The organism is Kluyvera sp., from assembly GCF_047971185.1.
Lineage (GTDB): Bacteria > Pseudomonadota > Gammaproteobacteria > Enterobacterales > Enterobacteriaceae > Kluyvera.
The window spans coordinates 92,994-118,578 of the sequence record NZ_JBKDZH010000046.1 but is presented as its reverse complement, the minus strand read 5'-3'; the positions used below and the strand labels follow the sequence as shown (position 1 = coordinate 118,578).

Here is a 25,585-nt window from a genome sequence, read left to right as displayed (position 1 = left end):
TGGCCGGGGCATGTCCACCAGAGGCACTATGGAAACACGACGCGACGAGCGAATTGGTCAACTGATTCAGGCACTGAAACGTAGCGATAAGCTGCATCTTAAAGAAGCGGCGGCGCTGCTTGGCGTTTCTGAAATGACGATTCGTCGCGATCTTAATAGCGAAAGCGGGCCGGTCGTGCTGCTGGGCGGCTACGTGGTGCTGGAACCGCGCAGCGTGCCGCACTACTTACTGAGCGACCAGAAAACCCGCCTGGTGGATGAAAAGAAGCGGGCGGCGCGCCACGCGGCAAAGCTGCTGAAGGCGCACCAGATGGCGTTTTTCGACTGCGGCACCACCACGCCGTGGATTATCGATGCCATTGATAACGACCTGCCTTTTACCGCCGTCTGCTACTCCCTCAACACCTTCCTCGCGCTGCAGGACAAGCCCCACTGTCGGCCGATCCTCTGCGGCGGCGAGTTCCACGCCAGCAACGCCATTTTCAAACCGCTGAGCGAGCAGGATACGCTGTCGCACCTGTGCCCGGACATCGCGTTTTATTCCGCAGCGGGTATCGACATTGAGATGGGGGCAACCTGTTTTAATCTGGAAGAGCTGCCGGTGAAACACTGGGCGATGCGCCAGGCGCGCTACCACGTGCTGGTGGCGGATCACAGCAAGTTTGGCAAGGTACGCCCGGCCCGCATGGGTGACCTGACGCGCTTTGATGTGATTGCCAGCGACACCTGCCCAGATGAAGAGCTGGTGACGCTGGCGAAACAGCAGCAAATCTCGCTGCTGTATTAATCAGGTATTAAGAGAACCAGCTGCCGAACCACTCGTGGAACTTCATCAGCACGAAGTCCATCATCCGGCTAAAGAACCCGCCCTCTTCGACCGCTTCCATCACGATCAGCGGGCGCTGTTCGATGGTTTTGTCATTGAGTTTAAAATCAATGGTGCCCACCACCTGCCCTTTGGTTAGCGGCGCGGTCAGCTGCGGCTGGGTGAGGCTGAAGCTGGCCTTCAGGTTTTTCAGCTGGCCCTTCGGAATAGTAACGGAACCGGCTTCCCCTGCCCCCAGATTGACTTCGCTTTTATCGCCAAACCATACGCGCTGGCTGACGAAGGTGGCATCCGGCTTAATGGGGGTGACGGTTTCATAGAAGCGGAAGCCCCAGGTCAGCAGCTTTTCCGACTCGTTAAAACGCACGCGGTCGCTCTTGGTGCCCAGCACCACGGCAATCAGGCGCATATCGCCCTGAGTGGCCGACGACACCAGGTTGTAACCTGCGCCCGCGGTAGTCCCGGTTTTCACGCCGTCAACGTTGAGGTTGGTGCTCCACAGCAGGCGGTTGCGGTTCGGCTGGCGGATATTATTGAAGGTAAATTCTTTTTCTTTATGTACCGCGTACTCTTCCGGCACATCGTGAATCATGGCTTTGGTCAGCAGCGCCATATCGCGCGCGGTGCTGAACTGCCCCGGCGCATCCAGGCCGTGAACGGTTTTAAAGGTGGTATTCGTCAGGCCAATTTTCTGCGCGTAGCCGTTCATCAGGCTCACAAAGGAGTCCTGGCTACCGGCGACATAGTCGGCGATGGCGATGCTGGCGTCGTTGCCCGACTGGATAATCACCCCTTTATTGAGGTTTTCAACCGAGACCTGCTCGCCCGGCTTGAGGAACATGACCGACGAACCGCGCAGCGCCGGGTTACCGGTGGCCCACGCGTCGCGGCCGATGGTGACCATATCGGTCAGCTTAATTTTGTTTGCTTTCAGCGCCTGGCCGACCACGTAGCTGGTCATAATTTTCGTCAGGCTGGCCGGATCCAGCTTCTCATCGGCGTTGCCTTCGGTCAGCACCTTGCCGCTGGCATAGTCCATCAATATAAATGCGCGCGCGTCGATAGCGGGCGCCGCGGGCATCTGCTCCGCCGCCTGCACCGCCGGTGCAATCAAAAGTAAGAGCGCTGAGCCTGCCATCAGGCTCTTGAAGGAGCTAGCGTTACACATCATAAAAACCACCCAAGTATCCATTCCCAAAAACACGCCACGACAGTGCCGTGCTGCACCAGGCCGTGAGTAATAACGTAGAAACTCTCTCAAAGAAACAGTGAGTTGGTAAAGTTTTTTAAGTTTACGCAAGATCCCCAACTTGTGCTTAAAACCTGACATTTTTTTTGATCAAGATTGCGTATCCGTTTACTTTGCCGCACATTGAACCTTCGCTAAAAAAACGGGAGTGGTTATGGTTACGCTGTGGGGACGAAATAATTCAACGAACGTGAAGAAAGTGCGCTGGACGCTGGCCGAACTCAAGCTGCCCTACGAGCAGATTATGGCCGGCCAGAACTTTGGCGTAAACCGCGACGCGGCTTACCTGGCGCTCAACCCGAACGGCCTGGTGCCGATGCTGAAAGACGGTGACGATGTGCTGTGGGAGTCCAATTCCATCGTGCGCTATCTGGCGGCGCAGTATGGTGCCGAGAGCCTGTGGCAGGCCTCGCCGATTCAGCGCGCGAAAAGCGAAAAATGGATGGACTGGGCCAACGAAACCCTGTCGCCGGTGCATCGTAAGATTCTGTTCGGGCTGGTGAGAACCCCGGCGGAACAGCGCAATATGGCGGAGATCGAAGCGGCAATCGAAGCCTGCGAGCCGCTGCTGGCCATTCTGGACGACACGCTGGCGAAACAGACGTGGCTCTCCGGCGAGACGTTCGGCGTGGGCGATATTGCCGTGGCGCCGTTCGTCTATAACCTGATGGAAACCGTCAAAACCTGGCAGCCGCACCCGCACCTGGCGCGCTGGTATCAGCAGCTAGCCGATCGCCCGGCGTTTCGCGACGTGGTGATGATCCCGGTCAGCTAATTGACTCAGGTGCGTAGGCTGCTGCCGCGCACCTGCAGTTTCCCCACCAGCCGGATATGCGCGGCGGTATCGTCGCCATCGCACAGGTAGCTCACCGCCATTCTGCCCAGCTCGTTGTAGGCCAACTGCACGCTGGTCAACGCAGGGGTCAGCTGATGCGCAATCCGCTGATCGTCATAACCGCACACCAGCACGTCTTCCGGAATCGACACGTTTAGAGTGGCCAGCGCCTGATAGCAGCCGAGCGTCATCCAGTCGCTGGCGCAGAAAATGGCCTGCGGCGGCTGCGGTAGGCGCATCAGCTCCAGCGTGGCTTTAAAGGTGGCGTCCAGCGACCAATCCGTTTGTTTGATCAGCGCCTCATCAACCGCAATGCCCGCCTGTTCCAGCGTCTGCCGATATCCTTCCAGGCGCAGCACGCTGGCGTCCATCCACTCATCGCCCATGATGTGCGCGATGCGCGTCACCCCCTGTGCCAGCAGATGGTTAACCGTCTGGCAGGCGTTGGCCCGGTCGTCCGGCAGGAACGTCGGCAGCAGCGGGCGGTTAGGATCGTACTGATTTAGCAGCACTACCGGCTTATTCAGCAGCGCCTCAAAGGGCGAAAAATCAAAAGAGCGCGTCACCGAGCTGGCGAGGATCACCCCGGCGCAGTTGCGCTGCTCCAGCTGACGCAGGATCTGCCCGGCCAGCTCCATATCATCGCCGTAGTCGTAGACGGTCAGCAGCGTATCGCGCTGCCACGCGGTGCTGCTGGCCTCGCTGATGGCATCGACAAAAGGATCGTAGTTCGGCATACCGCACAGCAGCAGCGCAATCTCCTCCTGCCCGTCCTGACGGTGCGGCACGATAATTTTTTGATAGCCCAGCGCCTGCGCGGCGGCGTACACCCGCTCGCGCGTGGCGTCGCTCAGGCGAATCGCCCGGCTATTATTGAGCACCAGCGAAACGGTGGCCTGAGAAACACCGGCTTCCCTGGCGATATCACTCATCGTTATCTTATTTTTTTTCTGCATGATTACTCCTTGACGCCGCCGACTATACCACAGTTATCCCCCGCTTTTTTTGTGAACAGCCCAGCAGAATGGCAGCTTTGGGATTGCGTAGCCCTCACCAGTTAATAAATATTAGCTAATAATTATTAGTGATGGAGAAACAGAAATGCATTCGCAATGGACCGAATCTCAGGCGCAAGCGTGGTTTCAGCAGCACGGCTGGGCCTGTGGCTTTAACTATTTGCCGCGCAGCGCGGTGAACTGGACGGAAATGTGGCAGGCCGAGACTTTCGACGCCACAACGATCGATCAGGAATTAGGCTGGGCGCAGGAGTACGGCTACAACGCCCTGCGCACCAACCTGCCGTTTATCGTCTGGGAAGCGGATCGTGACGGCCTGCTGGCGCGAATCGACACCTTCCTCGCCCTCGCCGCGAAGCACAACATTCAGGTGATGCTGACGCTGATGGACGACTGCGGCTTCTCCGGCGACGAGCCGTACCTCGGCCCGCAAAAGCCGCCCCGTGAGGGCGTCCACAACAGCCAGGCCGCCGCCAGCCCCGGCCGCGCCATCGTGATGGATCCCCAACAATGGCCGCGCGTGGAAGCCTACGTGCGCGACGTGCTGACCCGCTTTAAGGACGACGCGCGCATCACCATCTGGGATCTCTACAACGAACCGGGCAACCGTGGGATCAACCTCTCACCGACGGAATCGATGGAGTACAGCGAAGCGCTGGAAGGCTTCGCGCTGGAGCTGATGATTGCCACCTTTGGCTGGGCGCGCGACGTGGGCCCAACGCAGCCGCTAACCGTCGGCGCCTGGCATATCGATCACGAGAAATACGGCACGCTGGAGCACCCGATCGACAGCGCCGCGATGGATCTGTCGGACATCATCACCTACCACAACTACAACACCGCCGCCCGTCAGCTGAGCGTGCTGGAAAGCCTGACCGCGCGCAATCGGCCCATCCTGTGTACCGAGTGGCTGGCTCGCCATATGGACTGCGTCTTTAGCGAGCAGCTCCCGCTGTTTTGCGCCTTTGATACCGGCTGCTACCAGTGGGGCCTGGTGCAGGGCCGCACTCAGACCTGGATCCCGTGGACCAGCGTCAATAAAAACCACCCGGATCCGCAGTCGCTCTGGTTCCACGACGTTTTAACGCCAGACGGCAAGCCGTGGTGCGAGCAGGAAATGCAGCTGGTGAAAGGTTTAACCCGCTGGCGTCGGCAGTCCCGCTAACTCTTTTTACACGGAGGATTCATCCATGAAAAAGTCACTCTTGTTCCTGCTTGCCTGCTGCAGTTTCGGCGCGATGCCTATCGCGCATAGCGCCGATCAGGTGGAACTCCGTTTTGCCTGGTGGGGCGGCAAAGCCCGTAACCAGGCGACCTTAAAAGCGCTGGAAGCGTTTGAGGCCAAATACCCCAATATCAAAGTGAAGGCAGAATACACCGGCTGGGACGGCTTCTACTCGCGCCTGACCACCCAGATCAACAGCAATACCGAAGCCGACGTGATCCAGACTAACTGGAACTGGCTGACGCTGCTGTCGAAAACCGGCGACGGTTTTTACGATCTCAACAAGCTGGCAAAGCCGATCGGTCTCGATCAGTTTTCTCCCGAGTCGCTGGCCAGCACCACGGTGAACGGCAAGGTCAACGCTATCCCGGTTTCTGCCAACGTGATGCTGTTTTACTACAACGCGGCAACGTGGAAAAAAGCGGGCGTCGACCTGCCTGATTCCTGGGAGGCGCTGCTGAAAGCCGGGCCGGTGTTCAAGGAGAAGCTGGGAGATAACTATTTCCCGCTAATCCTCACCGAGCAGGACGCGCTGCTGCTGCTGAACTCGTACGTCTATCAGGGCAACCAGAAACCGATGGTGGATGAGAAAACCCGCAAGCTCGGCTGGAATCACGCCGATCTGGTCGAGGCCTTCACCTTCTATCGCCAGCTGGTCGAAGCCCACGCGGTACAGGACGCACGTACCATGGCGTCGAGTGGAAAAGGCGTGCCCTACGAGATGAAGCCGTGGATTAACGGCGAATGGGGCGGCGTTTATAACTGGAACGTGCTGTACACCGCCGAGTCGCAGAACCTCGCCAATCCGTCGGATCTGGTCATGGGGCCGTACCCGATGCGCGAAGGCGCGAAAGACGCCGGTCAGTTCCATAAAACGGCGCTGATGCTGTCTATCAGCAAAAACACCCGCCACCCGGAGGAAGCGGCCACGCTGATTAACTTCCTGATGAGCGAGAAAGAAGGCGTTATTCCTGTGGCGCTGGAGCGCGGCGTGCCGCTGAGCAAATCGGGCGAGAAAATCCTGCGCGACGCGGGGCTGCTGACCGACGACGACCCGGTGATTTCCGGGCTGCTGCAGTCCGCATCGCTGCCGAATAAATCGAAGGCGCTGCCGTATCTGGAAGATCCGCAGTTTGGCGCGCTGTTCAGCGCCGCGCTGCAAAGTATCGATTACGGCAAGGCAACGATTGACCAGGCCGCCACCGAGTTTGAGGAGCAGGCGAACCGCATTTTGCGGCGGATTATGCGCTAACGGAGGCTTTTCGACGCTACTGATGTTTGCCCGGGCGACGGTTGTCGCTCGGGCCGACGAACGCTATCAGCGCTACAATGCCCGCACCAGCACCTCACAGCCCCACGCCGCCAGCATCACTGTATTTTCCACCCGTTCGCCCGACACCGCATTGTGGAACCGATCGGCCAATGCGATGCTCTGCTCACGGTCGGTGTAGTTTTGCACAAATATCCACTCCCACTCGCCGTCTGTACGTCGGGTAGTGACAACGCCCGTGGGCAGATTCGCCTCCAGCGCGCGCGGCAGCTTTAAGGCCTTAACCAGCATCGCGGTAAAGGCCTGATGGAAATTATCATCATTACGGGAGGCCACATAAAAAGCCTTGCCTTTGCCGACGAGGTTTTGCGTCAGTGCCGGGTAGCCAGCATAGAAATCATCGGTGTAACAGGCGAGGACCTCCGCGCCTTGCGGATGAATCACCTCACACAGCTCACGCGCCCGCCAGCGCCCCCGCAAACCGCTATCCGGCAGCGCTTCAACCTCATTGCTTTGTGAGTCCGTGAGGCTATCAATCTCCTCCGCCCAGACGCCGAGCAGCGGACGCAGCGGGCCGGGGAAGCCGCCGAGGTGACAGAGATCGGTCTCATTGACAATCCCCGACCAGTAGGTAGTGACAAAATATCCCCCCTCGCGAACGAATGCCTCCGCGCGTTGAGCAAAACCGTCACGCACCATATACAGCATGGGCGCTATCACCAGCGCATAGCCGGAGAGATCGCAATCGGCATTAATAACATCGACGGCGATCCCCTGCTCCCAGAACGGGCGATAGTGATCGACCACCGTTTGCTCATAGTGAATGCCGCAGTTGCGCGGCCCGGCGGCATCGTTTACCGCCCACCGGTTCTCCCAATCAAAGACGATCGCCACTTTCGCCTGAGTTTTTGCCCCCACCAACGGGCTTAAGGTCGTTAACATCTCCCCCAGACGCGTCACTTCGCGCCCGGTACGGGTGTTGAGATGACCAACATGGTCAACAACGGCACCGTGGAATTTTTCAATGGAACCACGGCTTTTACGCCACTGAAAATACTGCACGGCATCAGCACCGTGGGCGACAGCCTGAAGCGAAGAGAGAATATGCATTCCCGGCTTCTTTAACTTGCTGGTGGGCTGCCAGCTGGTCTGGCTGGGCGTCGACTCCATCAGTACGAACGGCTTGCCTTTAAGCGTGCGCATCAGATCATGATACATCGCCGTTTTACAGGCTACCGTTCGCTCATCCTCGTGCTTATGCCACATGGGGTAACTGTCCCAGCTGACAAAATCCACCACATCTTTAAGCTGCCAGTAATCATAATCGTTGAAATACCACATAAAGTTGGTTGTCGCGGGTAGCTCAGGGCGCTCGGCTTTCAGCGGCGCAACTTCTGTCTGATAGAACGCTTTCACCTGCGAAGTGACAAAGCGTCGCCAGTCGAGATTCAGCCCGTGGTTGGACATCTCTCCTTGCGGCGCGGGGGATTCAATTTGCGACCAGTCGCTGTAGGTGTGGCTCCAGAATCCGGTCCACCAGGCGTGATTTAACGCATCCAGCGTTTGATACCGCACCTTAAGCCAATCGCGAAAATCCTGCTGGCAGCGTTCGCAATGGCACTCGCCGCCATATTCATTGTTAATGTGCCAACCCAATAGCGCGGGATGGTGCGCATAGCGCTGCGCCAATTTTTGGTTTATCTGCGTCACTTTTTCCTTATACACCGGCGAAGAGGGGCAGTGGTTATGACGCCCGCCATGCAGCGCTTTCACTCTATCGGCGCTAACGCGTAACGTTTCTGGATAACGCGCGGCCAGCCATGCCGGCTTTGCGCCGCCCGGCGTCGCCAGGAAGACGGAAATGCCGCCTTCGTGGAGCTTATCCAGCACCGTATCCATCCACTCAAAGGTGTAGCATCCCTCCGTAGGTTCCAGCGCTGACCAGCTAAAAATCCCCACCGACATCACGTTACAGCCCGCCTGTTGCATCATCGCGATATCCTGCTCGAGGATCCCCGGTACATGCAGCCATTGTTCAGGGTTGTAATCGGCACCGTGCAAAAGCCACGGCGCGCGAGGGTTTATCGGCAGATGCTTGTCCATGTCGGCTCCTTTATGTCATAGCAAGACAAAAAATGTTATTCGTTCACATACCGAGACTTCTACGCGCCTTCCCCCTTCTGCTGCAACCAGAAGCACTAAAAAATGTGACTCCCCACGCGTTTTCGAGGCGTTATGCAGCAAATACACCGCTAGCGGCTTCGGCAATGTGCGCATAAGTGATACGTCCAACAACGGCTCGGGTATACTGGAACAAACTTTTGATGGGGCGAGTATGAAAACCAAAGCAGCAACCCTCGCGGATGTGGCGCGTCACGCCGATGTCTCTTATCAGACCGTCTCCCGCGTCCTGAACAATTCGGCAAACGTGTCGGCAAAAACCCGTAAGAAGATCGAGCTGGCGATAGCGGAACTGAAATATGTCCCGAACCGCGTGGCCCAGCAGCTGGTGGGCAAAGAGAGCAAAACGCTGGGGCTGGTGACCACGTCGCTGGCGCTGCATGCGCCGTCGCAGATTGCCGCTGCGGTGAAGAAATACGCCGGAGAGCAGGGATATCAGGTGTTGATTTCAATGATTGATGACGACAACGACGACGCTATTCAGCACGCCATCAATGAACTGAAATCGCAACGCGTTGAGCGCATCATCATCAATGCTCCACTCGAGACCCCGGTAGCCGAAAGCCTCGTCGACGAGAACCCCGACGTACAGTGCCTGTTTCTGGACGTTGACCCATATAGCTCGGTTTTCAACGTCACCTTTAATCCCGCTGAAGGCGCACGCGCCAGCGTCAAATATCTCTACGATCTGGGCCACCGCCAGTACTGTCTGCTTTCAGGGCCGGAAGACTCTGTGCCCGCACGCCTGCGCCTGAACACCTGGCGCGACACGCTTGCGTCTTATCAAATCAGCCCGCTGGCGGTACACCACGGGCAGTGGGATGCGCAGAGTGGCTATCTGGCAACGCTGCAAATGCTGCGAGAAACGCCGCAGGTGACCGCCCTGCTGGTAGCCAATGACCAAATGGCGTTAGGTGCGCTCAGCGCCCTGCACCAGCATAAACGTAAAATTCCCCAGGATATTTCACTGATTGGCTATGACGACACCTATGAAAGCGCCTTCTTCGAGCCCGCGTTAACCACCGTCGCCATCGATTTTGATTTACAAGGAAAAATGGCGGTACAGCAGCTTTTGCAATCAGCAGACTCGCCGCTGGCTGCGCGCGCCTCGACGATCCTGCCCAGCCGTTTAGTCGTTCGTCATTCCGCCGGGCCGCTACACAGCCCTGAAACCAATCTCCAGGATATTGCCGAAACGCTACGGGCGCTGGCCGATCAGCTGACGGCAAAAAGATAAAAAAGTTATACGTTCCCAAAATTGATTAAGTGATCTTTATCGCTAATCAAAACGAAAACACATCCAGATATGTGAATCAAATCGCAATTAATCGCTATGGGCATTGCTTGTCCATAGCGTTCGGATGTCAGATTAAAACAGAAATTGTTAACGTATGACATTTTAACAACAAGACATACCAAAACAATTTTCAGTGGACACCATGGCATCACCCTGTGCCTGGAGAATGATCTGATATTTGATGAGGATGTGGCGATGCTACTACCCGGCAAGCGTAATTATATTCTGCTCAGCATTTTCGATTTTCTGTACCTGTTCGCCTGGTCTTCAACCATGGCGTTCTTCGTTATCTGGACCACCCAACATCTCGGCATTAGCGCCACACAAACCGGGCTGCTCTATTCCATCAACGCCTTTATCGCGCTGCTGATGCAGCCGTTCTTTGGCTTTATTTCCGATAAGTTTGGCCTGAAAAAACAGCTTATCTGGATTATTGTCGCCCTGTTGCTGCCCGTCGGGCCGTTCTTTATCTATGTCTACGCCCCTTTACTGACGCATAGCTTCTGGCTTGGGGCCGTTCTGGGCGGGGTTTATCTCGGTATTATCTTTAACTCTGGCTGCGGCGTGATCGACTCCTATATCGACAAAATTTCCCGCCGTTACGGCTTCGAGTATGGCCGCGTACGAATGTGGGGTTCGCTAGGTTGGGCGGCGGCGGCGTGGATCGTTGGCAGATATATCGATACGCTGCCCAACCTCTCCTTCTGGCTGGCAAGCTGCGCTATCGTGGTGGCGGCGCTGTGCTTTATGATGACCAAAATTGAGCTGACCGATGCGGAGATCCAGAAAACCAACTCGCTAAAAGCGGTTCACGCGCTGGAGCTGGCAAAAAACGGTCAGTTCTGGATGCTGCTGATCTTCACGCTATTCGTCACGCAGATTTACGACACCTACGATCAGCAGTTCGCCCAGTATTTCTCGATGCAGTTCCCAACAAAAGAAGAAGGCAACCACTGGTACGGCATCCTGGCATCCATTCAGGTGTGCGGTGAGACGCTGTTCCTGTGCCTGATGCCATGGTTTGTTAACCGGACGGGGGCCAAATGGGCGCTGATTATTGCTGGCACGATCATGTCGGTCCGTATCGCGGGCTCTGCCGTCCAGCTCGGGCCGGTATGGATTGCCGCAGTGAAAATGCTGCACGCCATTGAAAAACCGCTGATTCTGGTATCGGTATTTAAATTTATCTCCGCCAACTTCGACAACAAGCTACTGTCAACGGTCTACCTGCTGGTGCTATTTGTGGCCTCAATCGCCACCGCCATCTACTCGCCGATTGCCGGCTATCTGTATGACACGATTGGCTTTGCCGATACCTATCTTATTCTGGGCGCGATTGCCGGCTGCTTTACGCTGCTTTCCGTCTTCACGCTACGGGATGCACGTGCGGAGAAGCCCATCGCCGCGCAACCAGAGGGGACAACCCAGGCAGGATAATCAGGACAGGGGGACGAACGTCCCCCTGGTTTCAGACCTGAGCCACAGAGGACTCAGCATCCAGCTTACGAATGCTTTTCGTCAACGCCGCCAGGCAGCGATCGAGCGTCTCTACGTTAACCGCAATATAAGAGGGGCAATCATAGCGCCCGCTCATCAGGCAAACCGCAGCAGAGGCCATCGCCTCGCCCGCCTGCCGCATCAGTTCCAGTTCGGTCAGCGAAGTGCACAGCTTCAAGGCTACCGCGTTATCGCGCAGCTCGCTGCACAGTTCAAGCAGGTTAGTACGCAGATGATCGTTTTCACCGACTGACATATACCCCTTTGCCTTTCTCAGCTGCAAATAGGCATCAAGGTCAATTCGCGCGTTGATGAGCCGCCTCACCAGTTTGCGTTTCAGTTTGCTTTCCGTCATGCATTTACCTCCCTTGCCACCCATTGGCATTATCATTATGAGATTAATTAACGTACAAAATGCTGCGCGATATCAATAATTCATCATTAGCAACATTTTTAACAATCAAACAACCTCAAATGATTGATATCCCTGAGCTACGCCCGCGCTGCGTTCCTCCCCGGTATCCCCCTTTCATTGACCCTGCGTTCACTCACCGGCGACTACACTGTAACGAGTCAGAGTACAGAAAAGGATATTGTGTATGTTATTTCAGGAAAGACTGCGGGTGACCGCGTCTGCATTAATGCTGTTGTCCGCGAGCCTCTCCCCGGCGATTGCCGCCACGACGGAGGCCAAAAACCAGGACACCGCCGCCGCCCTGGCAGCCAGCCACGGGCTTAGCGAAGCCGCACAGCAGTATCTGATCCATTACCCTTCACGCAGCGGCGTCGATGGGCACACGCCGCGCGTGGATTCCGCGGCGGTATTTATTCCGCAAGGGACGGCACCGGAAGGCGGATGGCCTGTGGTGGTCTGGGCACACGGCACCGTTGGCGTGGCCGAGCAGTGCGCGCCCTCGCTCAACGAACGTACCGCGCGGGATAAGCAGTATCTCAACACCTGGCTTTCGCTGGGCTATGCCATTGTCGCCCCCGACTACGCCGGTCTGGGGTCAGAAGGGGTACACCATTATCTGAACGCGCGCGGAGAAGCGTGGAGCATCCTGGATGGCGTTCGCGCCGCGCTGCGCCAGTTCCCGCTGAAAAATGACCTGATTCTGGTTGGCCAATCGCAGGGTGCCCACGCGGCGTTCTCCAGCGCCGGATTCCAGCCTCAGTACGCCCCTGAGCTGAACATCCGCGCCACCGTTTTAACCGGAACACCGTATTTTGCCACCGGCACTACCGCCGCCGATATTCTGCCGCCGGTACAAGGGGGGAATCCGAACGCTGCGGATCCTAAAATCCCGTATATCTTCTATATCTACCTTGCCGCCGCCGACGCCAACCCATCGCTGAAGGCGGAAGATTATTTCCAGGCCGGCGCGCTGCCTCTGCTGGAACAGGCCAAAACCCTGTGCATCACGCCGCTGACGCAAAAAACCATGCAGGCCGGTCTTAACGCCAGCAACACGCTCAAACCCGCAATAGAATCCGTGTTAAGCAATGGCATCAACACCATGCTGTACCCGACCCTGAATATTCCGCACCCGGTCTTTATCGGCATTGGCAGCGTGGATATCAACGTGCCAACCGCCATGCAAATGCGTTTTGCCGACGCCGTCAAAGCGGCAGGTACGCAGGCGGAAGTGCATGTTTATGAAGGGCTTGATCACAGCGGCGCCGTCAACCCATCGCTGCGCGATTCCGTTCCTTTTCTGTTGCGCAGTGAGGCAGTGCAGAAACCGTAAGATTCCACCGCGCTGAAGTTAACGTGCGGCAAAGAATGCAGGTGCTTTTTCAGGCCTGCATTCACACGCACGAAGCGTATTATTGGCGTATCGTTTTTATGGCGTCATGGATATAATCCCCGCTTTTCTTAGCCCCATTTTTTGAGCAATGTAGATATGTCCAATAACACCCCTCATCGCCAACCGACGATTGGCTTTGTTTCTTTAGGCTGCCCGAAAAACCTGGTCGATTCTGAACGCATCCTTACCGAGCTGCGCACCGAAGGTTATGACGTGGTGCCAACCTACGATGGCGCCGATATGGTCATCGTTAATACCTGCGGTTTTATCGACAGCGCGGTCCAGGAATCCCTGGAAGCCATCGGCGAAGCGCTACAAGAAAACGGTAAGGTCATCGTGACCGGCTGCCTGGGTGCCAAAGAAGATCAAATTCGCGAAGTGCACCCGAAGGTTCTGGAAATCACCGGTCCGCACAGCTACGAGCAGGTGCTGGAGCACGTGCATCACTATGCGCCAAAACCGCAGCACAACCCGTTCCTGAGCCTGGTGCCGGAACAGGGCGTGAAGCTGACGCCGCGCCACTACGCCTATCTGAAAATTTCCGAAGGCTGTAACCACCGCTGCGCGTTCTGCATCATCCCGTCGATGCGTGGCGATCTGGTCAGCCGCCCGATTGGCGAAGTGCTCGCCGAAGCGAAACGGCTGGTCGACGCGGGCGTGAAAGAGCTGCTGGTGATCTCGCAGGACACCTCCGCCTACGGCGTAGACGTGAAGCATCGCACCGGTTTCCACAACGGCGAGCCGGTGAAAACCAGCATGGAAAGCCTGTGTGAACAGTTGGCGAAGCTCGGCGTCTGGGTTCGTCTGCACTACGTCTATCCGTATCCGCACGTTGACGATGTGATCCCACTGATGGCGGAAGGCAAAATCCTGCCGTACCTCGATATCCCGATGCAGCACGCCAGCCCGCGCATTCTGAAGCTGATGAAGCGTCCAGGCTCGGTCGACCGCCAGCTGGCACGCATCAAACAGTGGCGTGAAATCTGTCCGGATTTGACCCTGCGTTCGACCTTTATCGTCGGCTTCCCGGGCGAAACGGAAGAAGATTTCCAGATGCTGCTCGACTTCCTGAAAGAAGCCCGCCTCGACCGCGTCGGCTGCTTCCAGTACAGCCCGGTTGACGGTGCCTCCGCCAACGACCTGCCGGATCAGGTGCCGGAAGAGGTGAAAGAAGACCGCTGGAACCGCTTCATGCAGCTGCAACAGCAGATCTCCGCTGAACGCCTGCAAGAGAAAGTGGGTCGTGAGATTCTGGTGATGATCGATGAAGTGGACGAAGAAGGCGCGATTGGCCGCAGCATGGCCGACGCCCCGGAGATCGACGGCGCGGTGTACCTGAACGGCGAAACGAAAGTGAAGCCGGGTGACGTGGTTCGCGTGAAGGTGGAAAACGCCGACGAGTATGATTTGTGGGGTAGCCTGGTCTAAATAATCCATGCCTTTCCCCTGCGGGGGAAAGGCATTTTTCACCGCTTATCTAGCGTCCTAATGCTTTTTCCATCGTGGCAACCAACTGATTATCGATCCGGAAAAATGCGACCGTCAGGGCGAGCAATAAATGCAGGCAGCCGGGAATCACCGTTGACAAGAGCGTAATCCCCGCCAGAGAAGATGACGTTTGATTTTCCATGCCCGACTGATATGAAACCACCATCAGCGTGACGCTGATAATCACCCCAGCAACCGCCCACGCCAGCTTCACAAAGAATAAGTTAAAGGCAAAATTCATTCCCGAAGAACGCCGCCCTGATTTCCATTCACCGTAGGTATCTGCAAACGTCACCAGCGTAAAGTGCATGGGAAGAATAAAACCCAGCACCAGACAACACAGAAACACCAGCACCAGCCAGACTGTCGCTGCGCTACCGGGGACAAACCAGACGGCAAAATGCGCCAGGCCAAGCACTACGTTTACCCAAAAATAGATGCGGCGAATCTCAAAAATACGCGTCAGATACTGCACTAACACCGACCCAACAATGCCGCCGAGCATAGCCAGACCGAAAAACAGCGATGTGTAGGCCGCATCACCGTGCAGGACATACGTGATAAAGTACATCGCCGCCCCGCCCTTTGTATTAAAAATACTGATGATGAGCAGAGACATCACAAAGGTCAGCAGCAGTTGATCGTTGTGCCGAATACTCTTTAAGCTCTCTTTTAAATTAAAAGCATGATTGCTTCGCGCCGCGACACGCTCTTTTACCCCGTAAAAGCAGCACAGGAACATCACCACGGCAAATAGCGCTAATATACCGACTCCCCACTGATAGCCCAGCGCCTGATTATCACCGCCAAAGTGTTTTACCATAATCGGTAAACCGACCGAGACGGCAAACCCCGCAACGCCGCATAATGCAAAACGCCACGATTGACAGGACACCAACTCAACAGGGTTGGCGGTAATTTTCGTAATTAATGCGCAGTATGGAACGTTATTTAATGAATAAAGAACCGACAGAGCAAAGTACGTAATAACCGCATAAACAATTTTCCAGTGGTAGGCTAAATCAGGTACGCTAAATGTTAAAAAGGCTATCAGGCCAAGCGGTATAGCCGTCCACAAAATAAACGGTCGAAACTGCCCCATTTTAGTTGCCGTTCGGTCGGCCACCATCCCGATGAGCGGGTCAGAAATAGCATCAATCACCCTCAGGACTAAAAATAACGTGCCGACAATCGCTGGCGTCAGGCCAAAAATATCGGTATAGAAAAAGGTTAAAAAGTTGGAAATAAGACCGGTGACAATCGTTCCTCCAGCATCACCTAAGCCATAACTTATTTTTTCAGCCACCGTTAAACGCGCCAGCGTCGTGGCGGGAGCGACAGAATGGTTCGCGCCAGATATCTCACTCATTTTTCCGTCTCCCTAATCATATCCAGCACCTCTGCCCCTTCGCGAACAAACAGCGGCAGCACGGAGAGCGGCGCGGAAACCGTCACAACCGCGCCTCCGTTGTATCGCTGCCCGGAATTCACATCAACCCAGACATCGTCAGCGGGCAACCAGACGTCGCGAACTGTCTGCCCGGCATGAACAACCGGAGCGACCAAAACGTCTGGGCCAAAAAGATACTGATCGTTGATTTCCCAGCTCGGCTTTTGCCGTGGATAGTGATAGAACATCGGGCGCATGAGTGGCTCTCCGCTTTCATGCGCCGTACGCATTAACTCACGCAAGTAAGGCCGAAGCGTTTCGCGTAGCGCCGTAAACCGTTTTAGAATCGCAAACGTATCGTTGCCAAAACTCCATAGCTCATTTCCCGCGCCGCTATTGCACTGGGCTATGCCGTCGCGCCATGGAATCTCTGGTTCAACAATCGGGTCGCGATGGCCGTGCATCCTGAGTACTGGGCTAAATACCGCCCACTGGAACCAGCGAATCAATAATTCATGGAATTCGGGATCGTCAATATTACCGCCGTGGAATCCCCCGATGTCCGTTGTCCACCAGGGAATTCCCGCCATCCCCATATTTAGACCCGCGCACAGCTGATTGCGCATCGATTCAAATGAGGAGTGAATATCACCGGACCAGACCAGTGCGCCATAGCGCTGACTACCTGCCCATGCACACCGCACCAGACTGACCGGATTTTCCTGTCCTGACTCACGCAGCCCTTCGTAAAATGCCTGGGTGTAGTTGAGGGGATAAATATTACCAACCTCCTGAGTATTGCCCGCATGGTAGCGATAATTATCAAAATCATAAACGCCGTATTCTGGCTCCGCTTCGTCTAGCCAGAACAGATTCACGCCTTGATCAAAATAATTTTTCTTGCAGACCTGCCAGACAAATTTGCGCGCATCCGGATGCGTCGGGTCTAAAAAACGGGTGTTGCCCAGAAAATCGAAATTGATGTTGAGACCTTTGCGGGTATTCACCAAAAATCCCTGCTCATTCATCGCCGCATAGTTTTCGCTTCTGACGTCCACCGTCGGCCAGACGGATACCATCAACTCCGTCCCCATCTTACGCAGCTCCGCCGTCATGGCAGCGGGATCGGGCCACTCTCTTTCATCAAACCGCCAATCGCCTTGAATCGGCCAGTGGAAGAAGTCGGCAACAATGACCGCCAGCGGAATACCTTCATCGCGATAGCGCCTGGCCACCGCTAAAAGCTCTTTCTGATTACGATACCGCAGCTTGGACTGCCACAGCCCCAACGCAAATTCAGGCATCAGCGGCGGCTTTCCGCTCACCGCTGCGTACTGTCGAACTATCTCCTGCGGTGTGTCGCCCGCCGTAATCCAGTAATCAATACGTGCCGTTGCGTTAGCATGCCAGCGGGTTTCGTTGTGTGCAAAAATAGCTTCACCAACGGCGGGGTTGTTCCATAAAAAACCATAGCCCAGACTAGAAACCATAAACGGCACGCTAGCCTGCGAATTACGCTGCGCCAGCTCAATGGCACAGCCTTTTAGATTAATAAAAGGCTGCTGATACTGCCCCATGCCGCATATTTTCTCTGCCGGGTTACTTTCAAACCTGACGTTCACCTCAAATGCATCACCCGCCAGCGGCTTGCACTCTCTGGCAGAAATTTTCAGCGCGCTGATTTTCTTTTGTGGCTGCTCGCCCACATCCCAGAAATGCTCGCCATTATCTCGCTGTCGCCACATCTCCTCCAGCAGACACTCTTTTTTCTGATTATAAAATATCACTCGCCCTTGTATATCGACACAGGCGCGAACATTGCCATTAATTATCGTTATTTGTCTCTCTTCCTGATAAAAATCAGGAATGATTTCGGGAGCAGCAAGTAATGCATAATCAGGAATTTCCGCATCATCTGGCTGCCAGCCAGAAATAATTCTAAGGCTATGCACACCCCACGGCATTATTCTTAAATACTGACCATTCCACGCCCAGCACAGCGTATTGTTTTCGATTTTCAATGTATTCATGTTCACCTCAGAGAAATGTTAGTCATGATTCCGGAAACGTTTCCGATCCTGGTAAACATTGAACTACCTGTCAATTATGAAAATAATCATTTTTGCAAAAGATAAATGTTTTTGTGATCTCCGATTTAAATTCAGGCGTTTTCGGAAGCGCTATGATATATTATTGCGGGCATCGTCCCAGATAGATGAATTGAGCAGCTCACGATATAAACACAGCGATATTGTCCATATTCAGCGGAAGGAACTTAATGAATATCAAAGCATTGGCGAAAAAATTAAATCTCTCTATCGCTACCGTATCTCGTGCGCTCAACAACCATCCGGAAGTCAGTGCCGCCACGCAAAAAAGAGTTCGTGAAGCCGCTGATCTCTACGGCTATCTACCTAACGCCGCGGGTCGTAATTTACGTAAAGGCAAAGTGAATACCGTGGCCCTGCTGCTTCCTTCCGGCGAGGGCGATAACTTCTATACCGCCTCGTTCTTTATGCGCGTTGCCGCAGGTCTGCAGGCCCATCTTCGTAAACAGGATATTGATACGATCCTACACCTGGCGTTTGATGATGCCGACGAACAACTCTGGCTGCAAAAGATTATTGAGCAACGCAAAGCGGATGCGGTGATATTGACCAACACCACGCTTAACGATCCGAGGATTGATTATCTTAGTCGCCATGATTTTCCTTTTGCGACACTGGGTCGCAGTCACAGCTTAGGGGGAACATTTAATTGGGTTGATCTTGATTTTGCGTATATCGCGAAAGTGGCTATTGAGCGCGGGCAAATGGCAGGATATAAACGTTTCGCGCTGGTGACGATTGGCCACCAAAGCACGCAGGGCGATATTTTTGCAAGAACGTGGCGTGATGAACTGCGTAGCCGGAGCCTGCCAGTTAACGACGACTACCTCTACTACGGTGAAATCAGCGAGGCATCCGGGTTTGAGGCGCTGCAACATTTTCACTCACTCCCCACCCCTCCTGATTACGTCGTATTCCTGAGTGACCTACAGCTGTTAGGCGCAAACGCCTATTCACAACAGCATCGCTGGCATATTCCTTTTTTTGCGGGGGTATTCAGTAGTGACATGTCGTCCTTCCTGCCAACAAAACCAACCGGGTTTGAGATCCCCTATCAGCAGCTTGGCACCGCGTTAGCGCTCGCCGTTTTAAATGCCATGCAGCCGGGAAACGATCCGCTGCAATCTCTGCCTGAACTGACGTTTGTCGAACATAGGCAACACGTTATGCGCTAGCAGTGATTCCCACCCATTCGCTTTCTGGTCGGGATACTGGTTACGGTAGCTCGGCTATATTCTGAATTTCCCCCTTTCGCCCCCTCCTTTCCTTGTATGAAAAAATCGTAATCTTTACTATAGTAATAGTTACCAGGTTGAGGTGAATCATGGCTATCTATAAGGCAAAACGATTCAACCAAAACACCAAAAAGCTTGGCATCACGGACGACGTGCTATTGAAAGCTGCCGAAGATATCAAACAGGGTGTTTGGGAAGCGAATTTAGGCGGAGGGGTAATCAAAAAGCGCCTACCCCTACAGCAGGGCAAAAGTGGTGGCGCAAGAACCGTTATTTTTTTCAAATACGATCGGCATATTTTTTTCTACGATGGTTGGGCGAAGAATAGTGTCAGTAGTGGAAATGGTAAGGAAATAGAAGATGACGAACTTATTGCTTATCGAAAACTGGCTAGCACATTTTTAGCATTTTCCGACATGGATATCGCAAAACTCCTGACCACCGGTTTTTTAGTTGAGGTAGACAAATGACTAACAAACTAAAAGCAATGCTTGATGACGCTAAAGAGCTTAACGCACTTGGCCTTATGCCAGAGAGCGATGTTGCTGAAATCAGTAAGCTTTTAAAAGCGCGCGAGCTGAAAACACGCATCGCCGCCGTTAAGATGATGTCTGGTGAAGAGATTAAGGCGGTTCGTGTTCGTTTTGGCATGTCCCAGTCTATACTGGCGCACACGCTGGGAATGTCCAAAGAGAGCGTGTCCAAATGGGAGCGCAACGAAATCAAACCCAGCGGCCCAGCGTTACGTATTCTCAATACTTTGGCCGCCAAAGGCCCGGAAGTCTTCACGAAGTAAATCAACGCTAGCCCGGCCAGGTATTGCAAGGCCGGGCTCTCACATTGACTACCCTTTCAATTTCGGATCCAGCGCATCGCGCAGTCCGTCCCCCAGCAGGTTAAACGCCAGCACCGTCAGGAATATCGCCAGCGCCGGGAACACCGCGACGTGCGGGGCCATCACCATATCGGCGCGCGCTTCATTGAGCATCGCGCCCCACTCCGGCGTCGGCGGCTGGGCCCCCAGGCCGAGGAACGACAGGCTAGCGGCGGAGATAATCGATACGCCGATGCGCATGGTGAAATAGACCACAATCGACGACACCGTGCCCGGCAGAATATGCTGGAAAATAATCACCCTATCGCTGGCGCCGATGCTGCGCGCCGACTCGATAAAGGTCTGCTGCTTGAGCACCAGCGTATTGCCGCGCACCAGCCGGGCGAACGCCGGAACGGAGAAGATCGCTACCGCGATAATGACGTTGGTCATGCCGCTGCCCATAATCGCCACCACCGCAATCGCCAGCAGAATGCCGGGAAAAGCGAACAGCACGTCGCAGATACGCATGATGATGCGGTCCCACCAGCCTTCGTAGTAACCCGCCACCAGCCCCAGCACCGTCCCGATAAGCGAGCCTATCAGCACCGCAAAGACGCCAGCGGTGAGGGAAATCTGCGCGCCGACCAGCACGCGGCTGAAAATATCGCGGCCCAGCGAGTCCACGCCGAACCAGTGGATTAGCGACGGCCCTTCGTTAAGCCGGTCGTAGTCGAAATAGTTTTCCGCATCGAATGGCGCAATCCACGGCGCCACCACCGCAACCACAATCAGCAGCAGCACAAAAATACCCGACGCCATCGCCACCGGCTGCTGGCGAAAGCGCCGCCAGAACTCCCGCCACGGCGTGCGCTGCGGCGCTGCCTGCATCACCGGCATGGCGTTAAGTACGGCCTGTCGACGCCAGTTGAATAATCGCACGTTATTTATACCTGATAGCCGGGTTAATGGCGGCGTAGAGCACGTCCACCACTAAGTTGATAAGAATAAACTCCAGCGAAAACAGCAGCACCTCGGCCTGAATCACCGGGTAGTCGCGCATCTCCACCGAATCGACCAGCAGGCGTCCGAGCCCCGGCCAGTTAAACACTTTCTCGACCACGATCGAGCCGCCTAGCAGAAAGCCAAACTGCAATCCCATCATGGTGACGACGGGAATCATCGCGTTGCGCAGCCCGTGTTTGAGCACCACCACCTTTTCGCTGACCCCTTTGGCGCGCGCGGTGCGCATGTAATCTTCGTTCAGCACGTCAACGAATGAGGCGCGGGTAAAGCGCGCCATCACCGACGCCACGGCGGCCCCCAGCGTCAGCGAGGGCAAAATATAATGCTGCCAGCTGTCGGCGCCAACGGTCGGCAGCCAGCCCAGCTCGACGGAAAATATCTGCATCAGCAGCATGCCCAGCGCAAAGGCCGGGAACGAAATACCGGTGACAGCCAGCGCCATGCCAAGGCGGTCCGGCCAGCGGTTACGCCACACGGCGGCGGCAATCCCGGCCGCCATACCAAACAGCACCGCCCAGACCATGCTCGCCAGCGTCAGCCACAGCGTGGGTAAAAAGCGGCTGGCAATCTCTTCCGATACCGGGCGGCGCGACACCATCGAGGTGCCAAAATCGCCCTGCACCGCGTGGCTGATATAGTGCCAGAACTGCACGTACAGCGGCTGATCGAGCCCCAGCTGCTGGCGCACCATGGCAATCACCTGCGCATCGGCCTCCGGCCCGGCAATCAGCCTGGCGGGGTCGCCGGGCAGCATATGGACAAACAAAAACACCAGCACCGCCACGATAAACAGCGTGGGGATCAGGCCGAGCAGGCGTTTAATCACATAGTTGAGCATGACTCTCCTTGCCGATATCTCCCTGCCCCCGATGAGGCAGGGAAACGTCGCTTACTTCAGATCCGCATCGTCAAAGCTAAAACCGGTATCCGGCATAATATAGAAACCAGTCAACGATTTGCTGTGCGCCGACACCAGTTTCTCGACCACCAGCGGCACCCACGGCGACTCTTTCCAGATCGTATCCTGTGCGTCCTTATACAGCCGCGCTTTTTCCTTGTTGTCGGTGGTTTGCAGCGCCGCCGTCAGGTCTTTGTCCACCTGCGGATTGCTGTAGAACGCGGTGTTGAACTGGGTCGGCGGCCAGTTCGACGAGGCGAACAGCGGCGACAGCGACCAGTCGGCTTCGCCGGTCGAGGCCGACCAGCCGGTATAGAACATCCGCACGCCGCTCTCTTTCTGCCCTTTGCCTTCTACTTCCGCCGCGCGCTGACCGGCGTCCATCGCCGTCACCTGCGCCTTAATGCCCACCTGCGCCAGCTGCTGCTGGGTAAATTGCAGCACCTTCTGCGCGGTGCTGTGGTTGTGCGATGACCACAGCGTAGTGCTGAAGCCGTTCGGATAGCCCGCCTCTTTCAGCAGCTCGCGCGCTTTGGCCGGGTCATACGGCCACGGTGTGTACTGCGTCGAGTAGGCAATCGACGGCGGCACCACGCCGGTGGCTGGCGTCGCGTAGCCCGCGAAGGCCACCTTCACCAGCGCCTGACGGTTAATTGCGTAGTTGATGGCCTCGCGTACCTTCGGGTTATCAAACGGTTTTTGCGTTACGTTCATGCTGATGTAGCGCTGCATAATCGACGGGCTGGCCACCAGCTCCAGCTGGCTGTTTTTCGCCAGCAGCGACGCCTGCTCATAGGGGATCGGGAAGGCAAACTGCGCCTCGCCGGTTTGCAGCATCGCCGCGCGGGTATTGTTGTCGACCACCGGACGCCAGGTAATGGAGTCCAACTTCGGCAACCCTTTCTGCCAGTAGTTGGCGAACTTGCTCACCTTCACGAAATCGGTCTGGTTCCAGGTTTCCAGCTGATACGGCCCGGTGCCCACCGGATGGAAGCCAATTTCGTTGCCGTATTTCTTCAGCGCCGCCGGGGAGATCATCGCCGTCGCCGGGTGGGCGAGAATATTGATAAACGCCGAGAACGGCTGCTTGAGGGTGATTTTCACCGTCTGCGAGTCAACCACCTCGGTGTTATCGATATTCTTGTACAGGTTGTAGCGTTTGAGGTGGCTCTCCGGGTTGCTGGCGCGATCGAGGTTCACCTTCACCGCCTCGGCGTTAAAATCGGTGCCGTCCTGGAACTTCACTCCCTGACGCAGCTTGACGGTGTAGACCTTGCCGTCATCGGAGACGGTGTAGCTCTCGGCCAGCACGTTCTTGAGCTTCATCTCTTTATCAAGGCCAAACAGCCCCTGATAGAACGATTTCGCCACCGCCTGCGACAGCGTGTCGTTGGCGTCATACGGGTCGAGGGTGGTGAAGTTCGAGCCTACCGCCACCACCACATCTTTAGCCGCGAACGCGGGCGCAGCGGCCAGCGCCGAGGCGACCCCCAGTGCAACCAGCCATTTACCTGAAATGCGTTGTGTCATGTTGTCCCCTGCCTGTGATTTTATTATCGGTTGGTCAGCGCGCTGCTTGCCGGTTCACGTGCCACATAGTGCCCCGGCGAAACCAGCTGCAGACCGATCGGTTCTACCTCTTCACCCCGCTTGTAGATATTGCCCGGCAGCTCGTCGGACAGCAGTACGCGCTGCGGTCGTCGGTGCGCCGGGTCGGCCACCGGCACGGCGGCCAGCAGCTTGCGGGTATACGGATGCTGCGGATGCTCAAAAATAGCGCGGCGTGGGCCAATCTCCACGATGCGCCCACGGTACATTACCGCCACGCGGTGGCTGATGCGCTCCACCACCGCCATATCATGGGAGATAAACAGGAAGGCAATGCCCATTTCGCGCTGCAATGAGAGCAGTAAATTGATGATCTGCGCGCGAATAGAAACATCGAGCGCCGACACCGACTCATCGGCAATCACCACCTTCGGCTCCAGCGCCAACGCGCGGGCAATGCAGATACGCTGGCGCTGGCCGCCGGAAAACTCATGCGGATAGCGCCAGGCGTGCTCCGGCAGTAACCCAACCCGCTGCAATAGCCACGCCACTCTCTCCTCCAGCGCCTTGCCCTTCAGCACGCCGTGCACGCGCAGCGGCTCCATAATCGAAAAACCGACGGTGTGACGCGGGTCGAGGGAGGCGTAAGGGTCCTGGAAGATGATCTGGATATCGCGGCGCAGCGGCTGAAGCTGGCTTGTGGAGAGCTGGTCAATCCGCTCACCGTTGAAGGTGATGGTCCCTTTTTGCGACTCGACCAGCCGCAGCAGCGCGCGCCCGGTGGTCGATTTACCGCAGCCCGACTCGCCGACCAGCGCCAGCGTCTCGCCCGCCCACAGATCAAAGCTGACGTTCTCTACCGCGTGCACTTCGCGGGTCACGCGATTGAGCAGGCCGCCACGCAGCGGAAAACGCGCCACTAGATTGCGTACTTTGAGGATCGGCTTCCCCGCAACCACCGTGTCCTGCTGCAACGGCGTACTCTCCGGGGCGTTGAATTCCGGGAAGCTTTGCGGGAAATCACTACCGCGCATCGCCCCCAGTTTTGGCACCGCCGCCAGCAGACGACGCGTGTAGGGATGTTTGGGCGCGTTAAAAATCTCCTCCACGCTGCCGGTTTCTACCGCTTCACCCTGGTGCATCACCAGCACCCGGTCGGCGATTTCCGCCACCACGCCCATATCGTGGGTAATAAAAATCACCCCCATCGACATCTCTTTTTGCAGCACGTCGATCAGTTGCAGGATTTGTGCCTGAATGGTCACGTCCAGCGCGGTGGTTGGCTCGTCGGCAATCAGCACCGCCGGGCGGCAGGAGAGCGCCATGGCGATCATCACCCGCTGACGCATGCCGCCTGAGAGCTGATGCGGATAGCGCGACAGCATGGTCTGTGCTTCGGGAATACGCACTTTATCGAGCGTTTTTTTCGCTTCGACCAGCGCCTCTTCGCGACTCAGTCCCTGATGCAGACGGATCGACTCAGCAATCTGCTCGCCGACGGTAAACACCGGGTTGAGCGAGGTCATCGGCTCCTGAAAAATCATCGCGATGTCCGCACCGCGCACGCCGCGCATCTGTGCGGGCGTTTGCTCCTGCAGTTCGATCACTTCGCGATTGCGCCGCCGTAGCAGCATCTGGTCGCACCGCATCTGGCTGTTGGACTGCTCCAGCAGCCGCATCAGGGCCAGCGCCGTCACGGACTTGCCGGAACCGGACTCGCCGACAATCGCCAGCGTCTCGCCCCGATTGAGATGAAAAGAGAGCTGATGCACGGCGCGCACGGACTGCTTATCCTGGCGAAACGCCACGTCCAGATTCTGCACGCGCAGCACCTGGGTTACATCAAGCTCATCGGAATGCGGCACGGTGACTCC

21 protein-coding genes are annotated in these 25,585 nt (G+C 56.1%); 11 read left to right on the top strand and 10 right to left on the bottom strand.

Features of this window, described 5'->3' with window-relative positions:
* Positions 1-28 precede the first annotated feature (28 nt).
* Positions 29-787: a DNA-binding transcriptional repressor DeoR gene (gene deoR / locus ACK5JN_RS13210; protein ID WP_416870608.1), complete on the top strand. Its 759-nt coding sequence runs from the start codon at positions 29-31 to the stop codon at positions 785-787.
* Between the two features lie 7 nt (positions 788-794).
* Here the strand turns inward: deoR and dacC are convergent, their stop codons facing one another.
* A complete protein-coding gene (gene dacC / locus ACK5JN_RS13205) occupies positions 795-1,997 on the bottom strand; it encodes a serine-type D-Ala-D-Ala carboxypeptidase (protein ID WP_416870607.1) in 1,203 nt (400 codons plus the stop codon).
* A 232-nt stretch (positions 1,998-2,229) separates the two neighbouring features.
* On the opposite strand from dacC, the gene ACK5JN_RS13200 reads away from it, so the two are divergent.
* Entirely contained in the window at positions 2,230-2,850 is a 621-nt protein-coding gene (locus ACK5JN_RS13200; protein ID WP_416870606.1) for a glutathione S-transferase family protein, read from the top strand.
* A gap of 5 nt (positions 2,851-2,855) precedes the next feature.
* Here ACK5JN_RS13200 and ACK5JN_RS13195 read toward each other — a convergent pair whose 3' ends face one another.
* On the bottom strand, positions 2,856-3,866 hold the full coding sequence (locus ACK5JN_RS13195) for a LacI family DNA-binding transcriptional regulator (protein ID WP_416870605.1): 1,011 nt from the start codon (positions 3,864-3,866) through the stop codon (positions 2,856-2,858).
* A 145-nt stretch (positions 3,867-4,011) separates the two neighbouring features.
* Here ACK5JN_RS13195 and ACK5JN_RS13190 point away from each other — a divergent pair, with 145 nt between their 5' ends.
* Together ACK5JN_RS13190 and ACK5JN_RS13185 are read left to right on the top strand one after the other, a co-directional pair.
* Positions 4,012-5,091 carry a 1,4-beta-xylanase gene (locus tag ACK5JN_RS13190; protein WP_416870604.1) on the top strand — a complete coding sequence of 360 codons (1,080 nt, stop codon included), beginning with the start codon at positions 4,012-4,014 and terminating at the stop codon, positions 5,089-5,091.
* Positions 5,092-5,116: 25 nt separating this feature from the next.
* Positions 5,117-6,403: an ABC transporter substrate-binding protein gene (locus ACK5JN_RS13185; RefSeq protein ID WP_416870603.1), complete on the top strand. Its 1,287-nt coding sequence runs from the start codon at positions 5,117-5,119 to the stop codon at positions 6,401-6,403.
* Positions 6,404-6,475: 72 nt separating this feature from the next.
* On the opposite strand, the gene ACK5JN_RS13180 is transcribed toward ACK5JN_RS13185, so the two are convergent.
* A complete protein-coding gene (locus ACK5JN_RS13180; protein WP_416870602.1) occupies positions 6,476-8,524 on the bottom strand; it encodes a beta-galactosidase in 2,049 nt (682 codons plus the stop codon).
* Positions 8,525-8,756: 232 nt separating this feature from the next.
* On the opposite strand from ACK5JN_RS13180, the gene ACK5JN_RS13175 reads away from it, so the two are divergent.
* On the top strand, positions 8,757-9,839 hold the full coding sequence (locus ACK5JN_RS13175; RefSeq protein WP_416870601.1) for a LacI family DNA-binding transcriptional regulator: 1,083 nt from the start codon (positions 8,757-8,759) through the stop codon (positions 9,837-9,839).
* Positions 9,840-10,094: 255 nt separating this feature from the next.
* On the top strand, positions 10,095-11,336 hold the full coding sequence (locus tag ACK5JN_RS13170; protein WP_416870600.1) for an oligosaccharide MFS transporter: 1,242 nt from the start codon (positions 10,095-10,097) through the stop codon (positions 11,334-11,336).
* 31 nt (positions 11,337-11,367) lie between these two features.
* On the opposite strand, the gene ACK5JN_RS13165 is transcribed toward ACK5JN_RS13170, so the two are convergent.
* Entirely contained in the window at positions 11,368-11,751 is a 384-nt protein-coding gene (locus ACK5JN_RS13165) for a biofilm formation regulator BssR (protein WP_416870599.1), read from the bottom strand.
* Positions 11,752-11,995: 244 nt separating this feature from the next.
* Between ACK5JN_RS13165 and ACK5JN_RS13160 the strand changes: the two genes are divergently transcribed.
* Positions 11,996-13,144 (top strand): lipase family protein, encoded by a 1,149-nt coding sequence (locus ACK5JN_RS13160; protein WP_416870598.1) that lies wholly within the window; start codon positions 11,996-11,998, stop codon positions 13,142-13,144.
* A gap of 156 nt (positions 13,145-13,300) precedes the next feature.
* Complete coding sequence (gene rimO, locus ACK5JN_RS13155; RefSeq protein WP_416870597.1) at positions 13,301-14,632, top strand: 30S ribosomal protein S12 methylthiotransferase RimO; 1,332 nt, start codon at positions 13,301-13,303, stop codon at positions 14,630-14,632.
* A 49-nt stretch (positions 14,633-14,681) separates the two neighbouring features.
* Here the strand turns inward: rimO and ACK5JN_RS13150 are convergent, their stop codons facing one another.
* Together ACK5JN_RS13150 and ACK5JN_RS13145 are read right to left on the bottom strand one after the other, a co-directional pair.
* Positions 14,682-16,061 (bottom strand): MFS transporter, encoded by a 1,380-nt coding sequence (locus ACK5JN_RS13150; RefSeq protein ID WP_416870596.1) that lies wholly within the window; start codon positions 16,059-16,061, stop codon positions 14,682-14,684.
* Complete coding sequence (locus tag ACK5JN_RS13145) at positions 16,058-18,112, bottom strand: TIM-barrel domain-containing protein (protein WP_416870595.1); 2,055 nt, start codon at positions 18,110-18,112, stop codon at positions 16,058-16,060. The genes ACK5JN_RS13150 and ACK5JN_RS13145 overlap by 4 nt, the downstream gene beginning before the upstream one ends.
* Before the next feature lie 248 nt (positions 18,113-18,360).
* Between ACK5JN_RS13145 and ACK5JN_RS13140 the strand changes: the two genes are divergently transcribed.
* From ACK5JN_RS13140 to ACK5JN_RS13130, 3 genes are all read left to right on the top strand, one after another.
* Positions 18,361-19,365, top strand: a complete 1,005-nt coding sequence (locus ACK5JN_RS13140) for a LacI family DNA-binding transcriptional regulator (protein ID WP_416870594.1) — start codon at positions 18,361-18,363, stop codon at positions 19,363-19,365.
* Positions 19,366-19,514: 149 nt separating this feature from the next.
* Positions 19,515-19,895, top strand: a complete 381-nt coding sequence (locus tag ACK5JN_RS13135) for a type II toxin-antitoxin system RelE/ParE family toxin (RefSeq protein WP_416870593.1) — start codon at positions 19,515-19,517, stop codon at positions 19,893-19,895.
* A complete protein-coding gene (locus ACK5JN_RS13130; protein WP_416870592.1) occupies positions 19,892-20,221 on the top strand; it encodes a helix-turn-helix domain-containing protein in 330 nt (109 codons plus the stop codon). Before ACK5JN_RS13135 ends, ACK5JN_RS13130 begins: the two co-directional genes overlap by 4 nt.
* A gap of 48 nt (positions 20,222-20,269) precedes the next feature.
* On the opposite strand, the gene gsiD is transcribed toward ACK5JN_RS13130, so the two are convergent.
* Genes gsiD through gsiA form a run of 4 tightly spaced genes read right to left on the bottom strand, consistent with a single transcriptional unit; the run spans position 20,270 to position 25,576 of the window.
* A complete protein-coding gene (gsiD, locus tag ACK5JN_RS13125) occupies positions 20,270-21,181 on the bottom strand; it encodes a glutathione ABC transporter permease GsiD (RefSeq protein WP_416870591.1) in 912 nt (303 codons plus the stop codon).
* A 1-nt stretch (position 21,182) separates the two neighbouring features.
* The gene (gene gsiC, locus ACK5JN_RS13120; RefSeq protein ID WP_416870590.1) at positions 21,183-22,103 is read right to left on the bottom strand and encodes a glutathione ABC transporter permease GsiC; all 921 of its coding nucleotides are present in this window, start codon (positions 22,101-22,103) and stop codon (positions 21,183-21,185) included.
* Positions 22,104-22,154: 51 nt separating this feature from the next.
* Positions 22,155-23,693: a glutathione ABC transporter substrate-binding protein GsiB gene (gene gsiB / locus ACK5JN_RS13115; protein WP_416870589.1), complete on the bottom strand. Its 1,539-nt coding sequence runs from the start codon at positions 23,691-23,693 to the stop codon at positions 22,155-22,157.
* Positions 23,694-23,716: 23 nt separating this feature from the next.
* A complete protein-coding gene (gene gsiA, locus ACK5JN_RS13110) occupies positions 23,717-25,576 on the bottom strand; it encodes a glutathione ABC transporter ATP-binding protein GsiA (protein WP_416870588.1) in 1,860 nt (619 codons plus the stop codon).
* Positions 25,577-25,585: the final 9 nt, after the last annotated feature.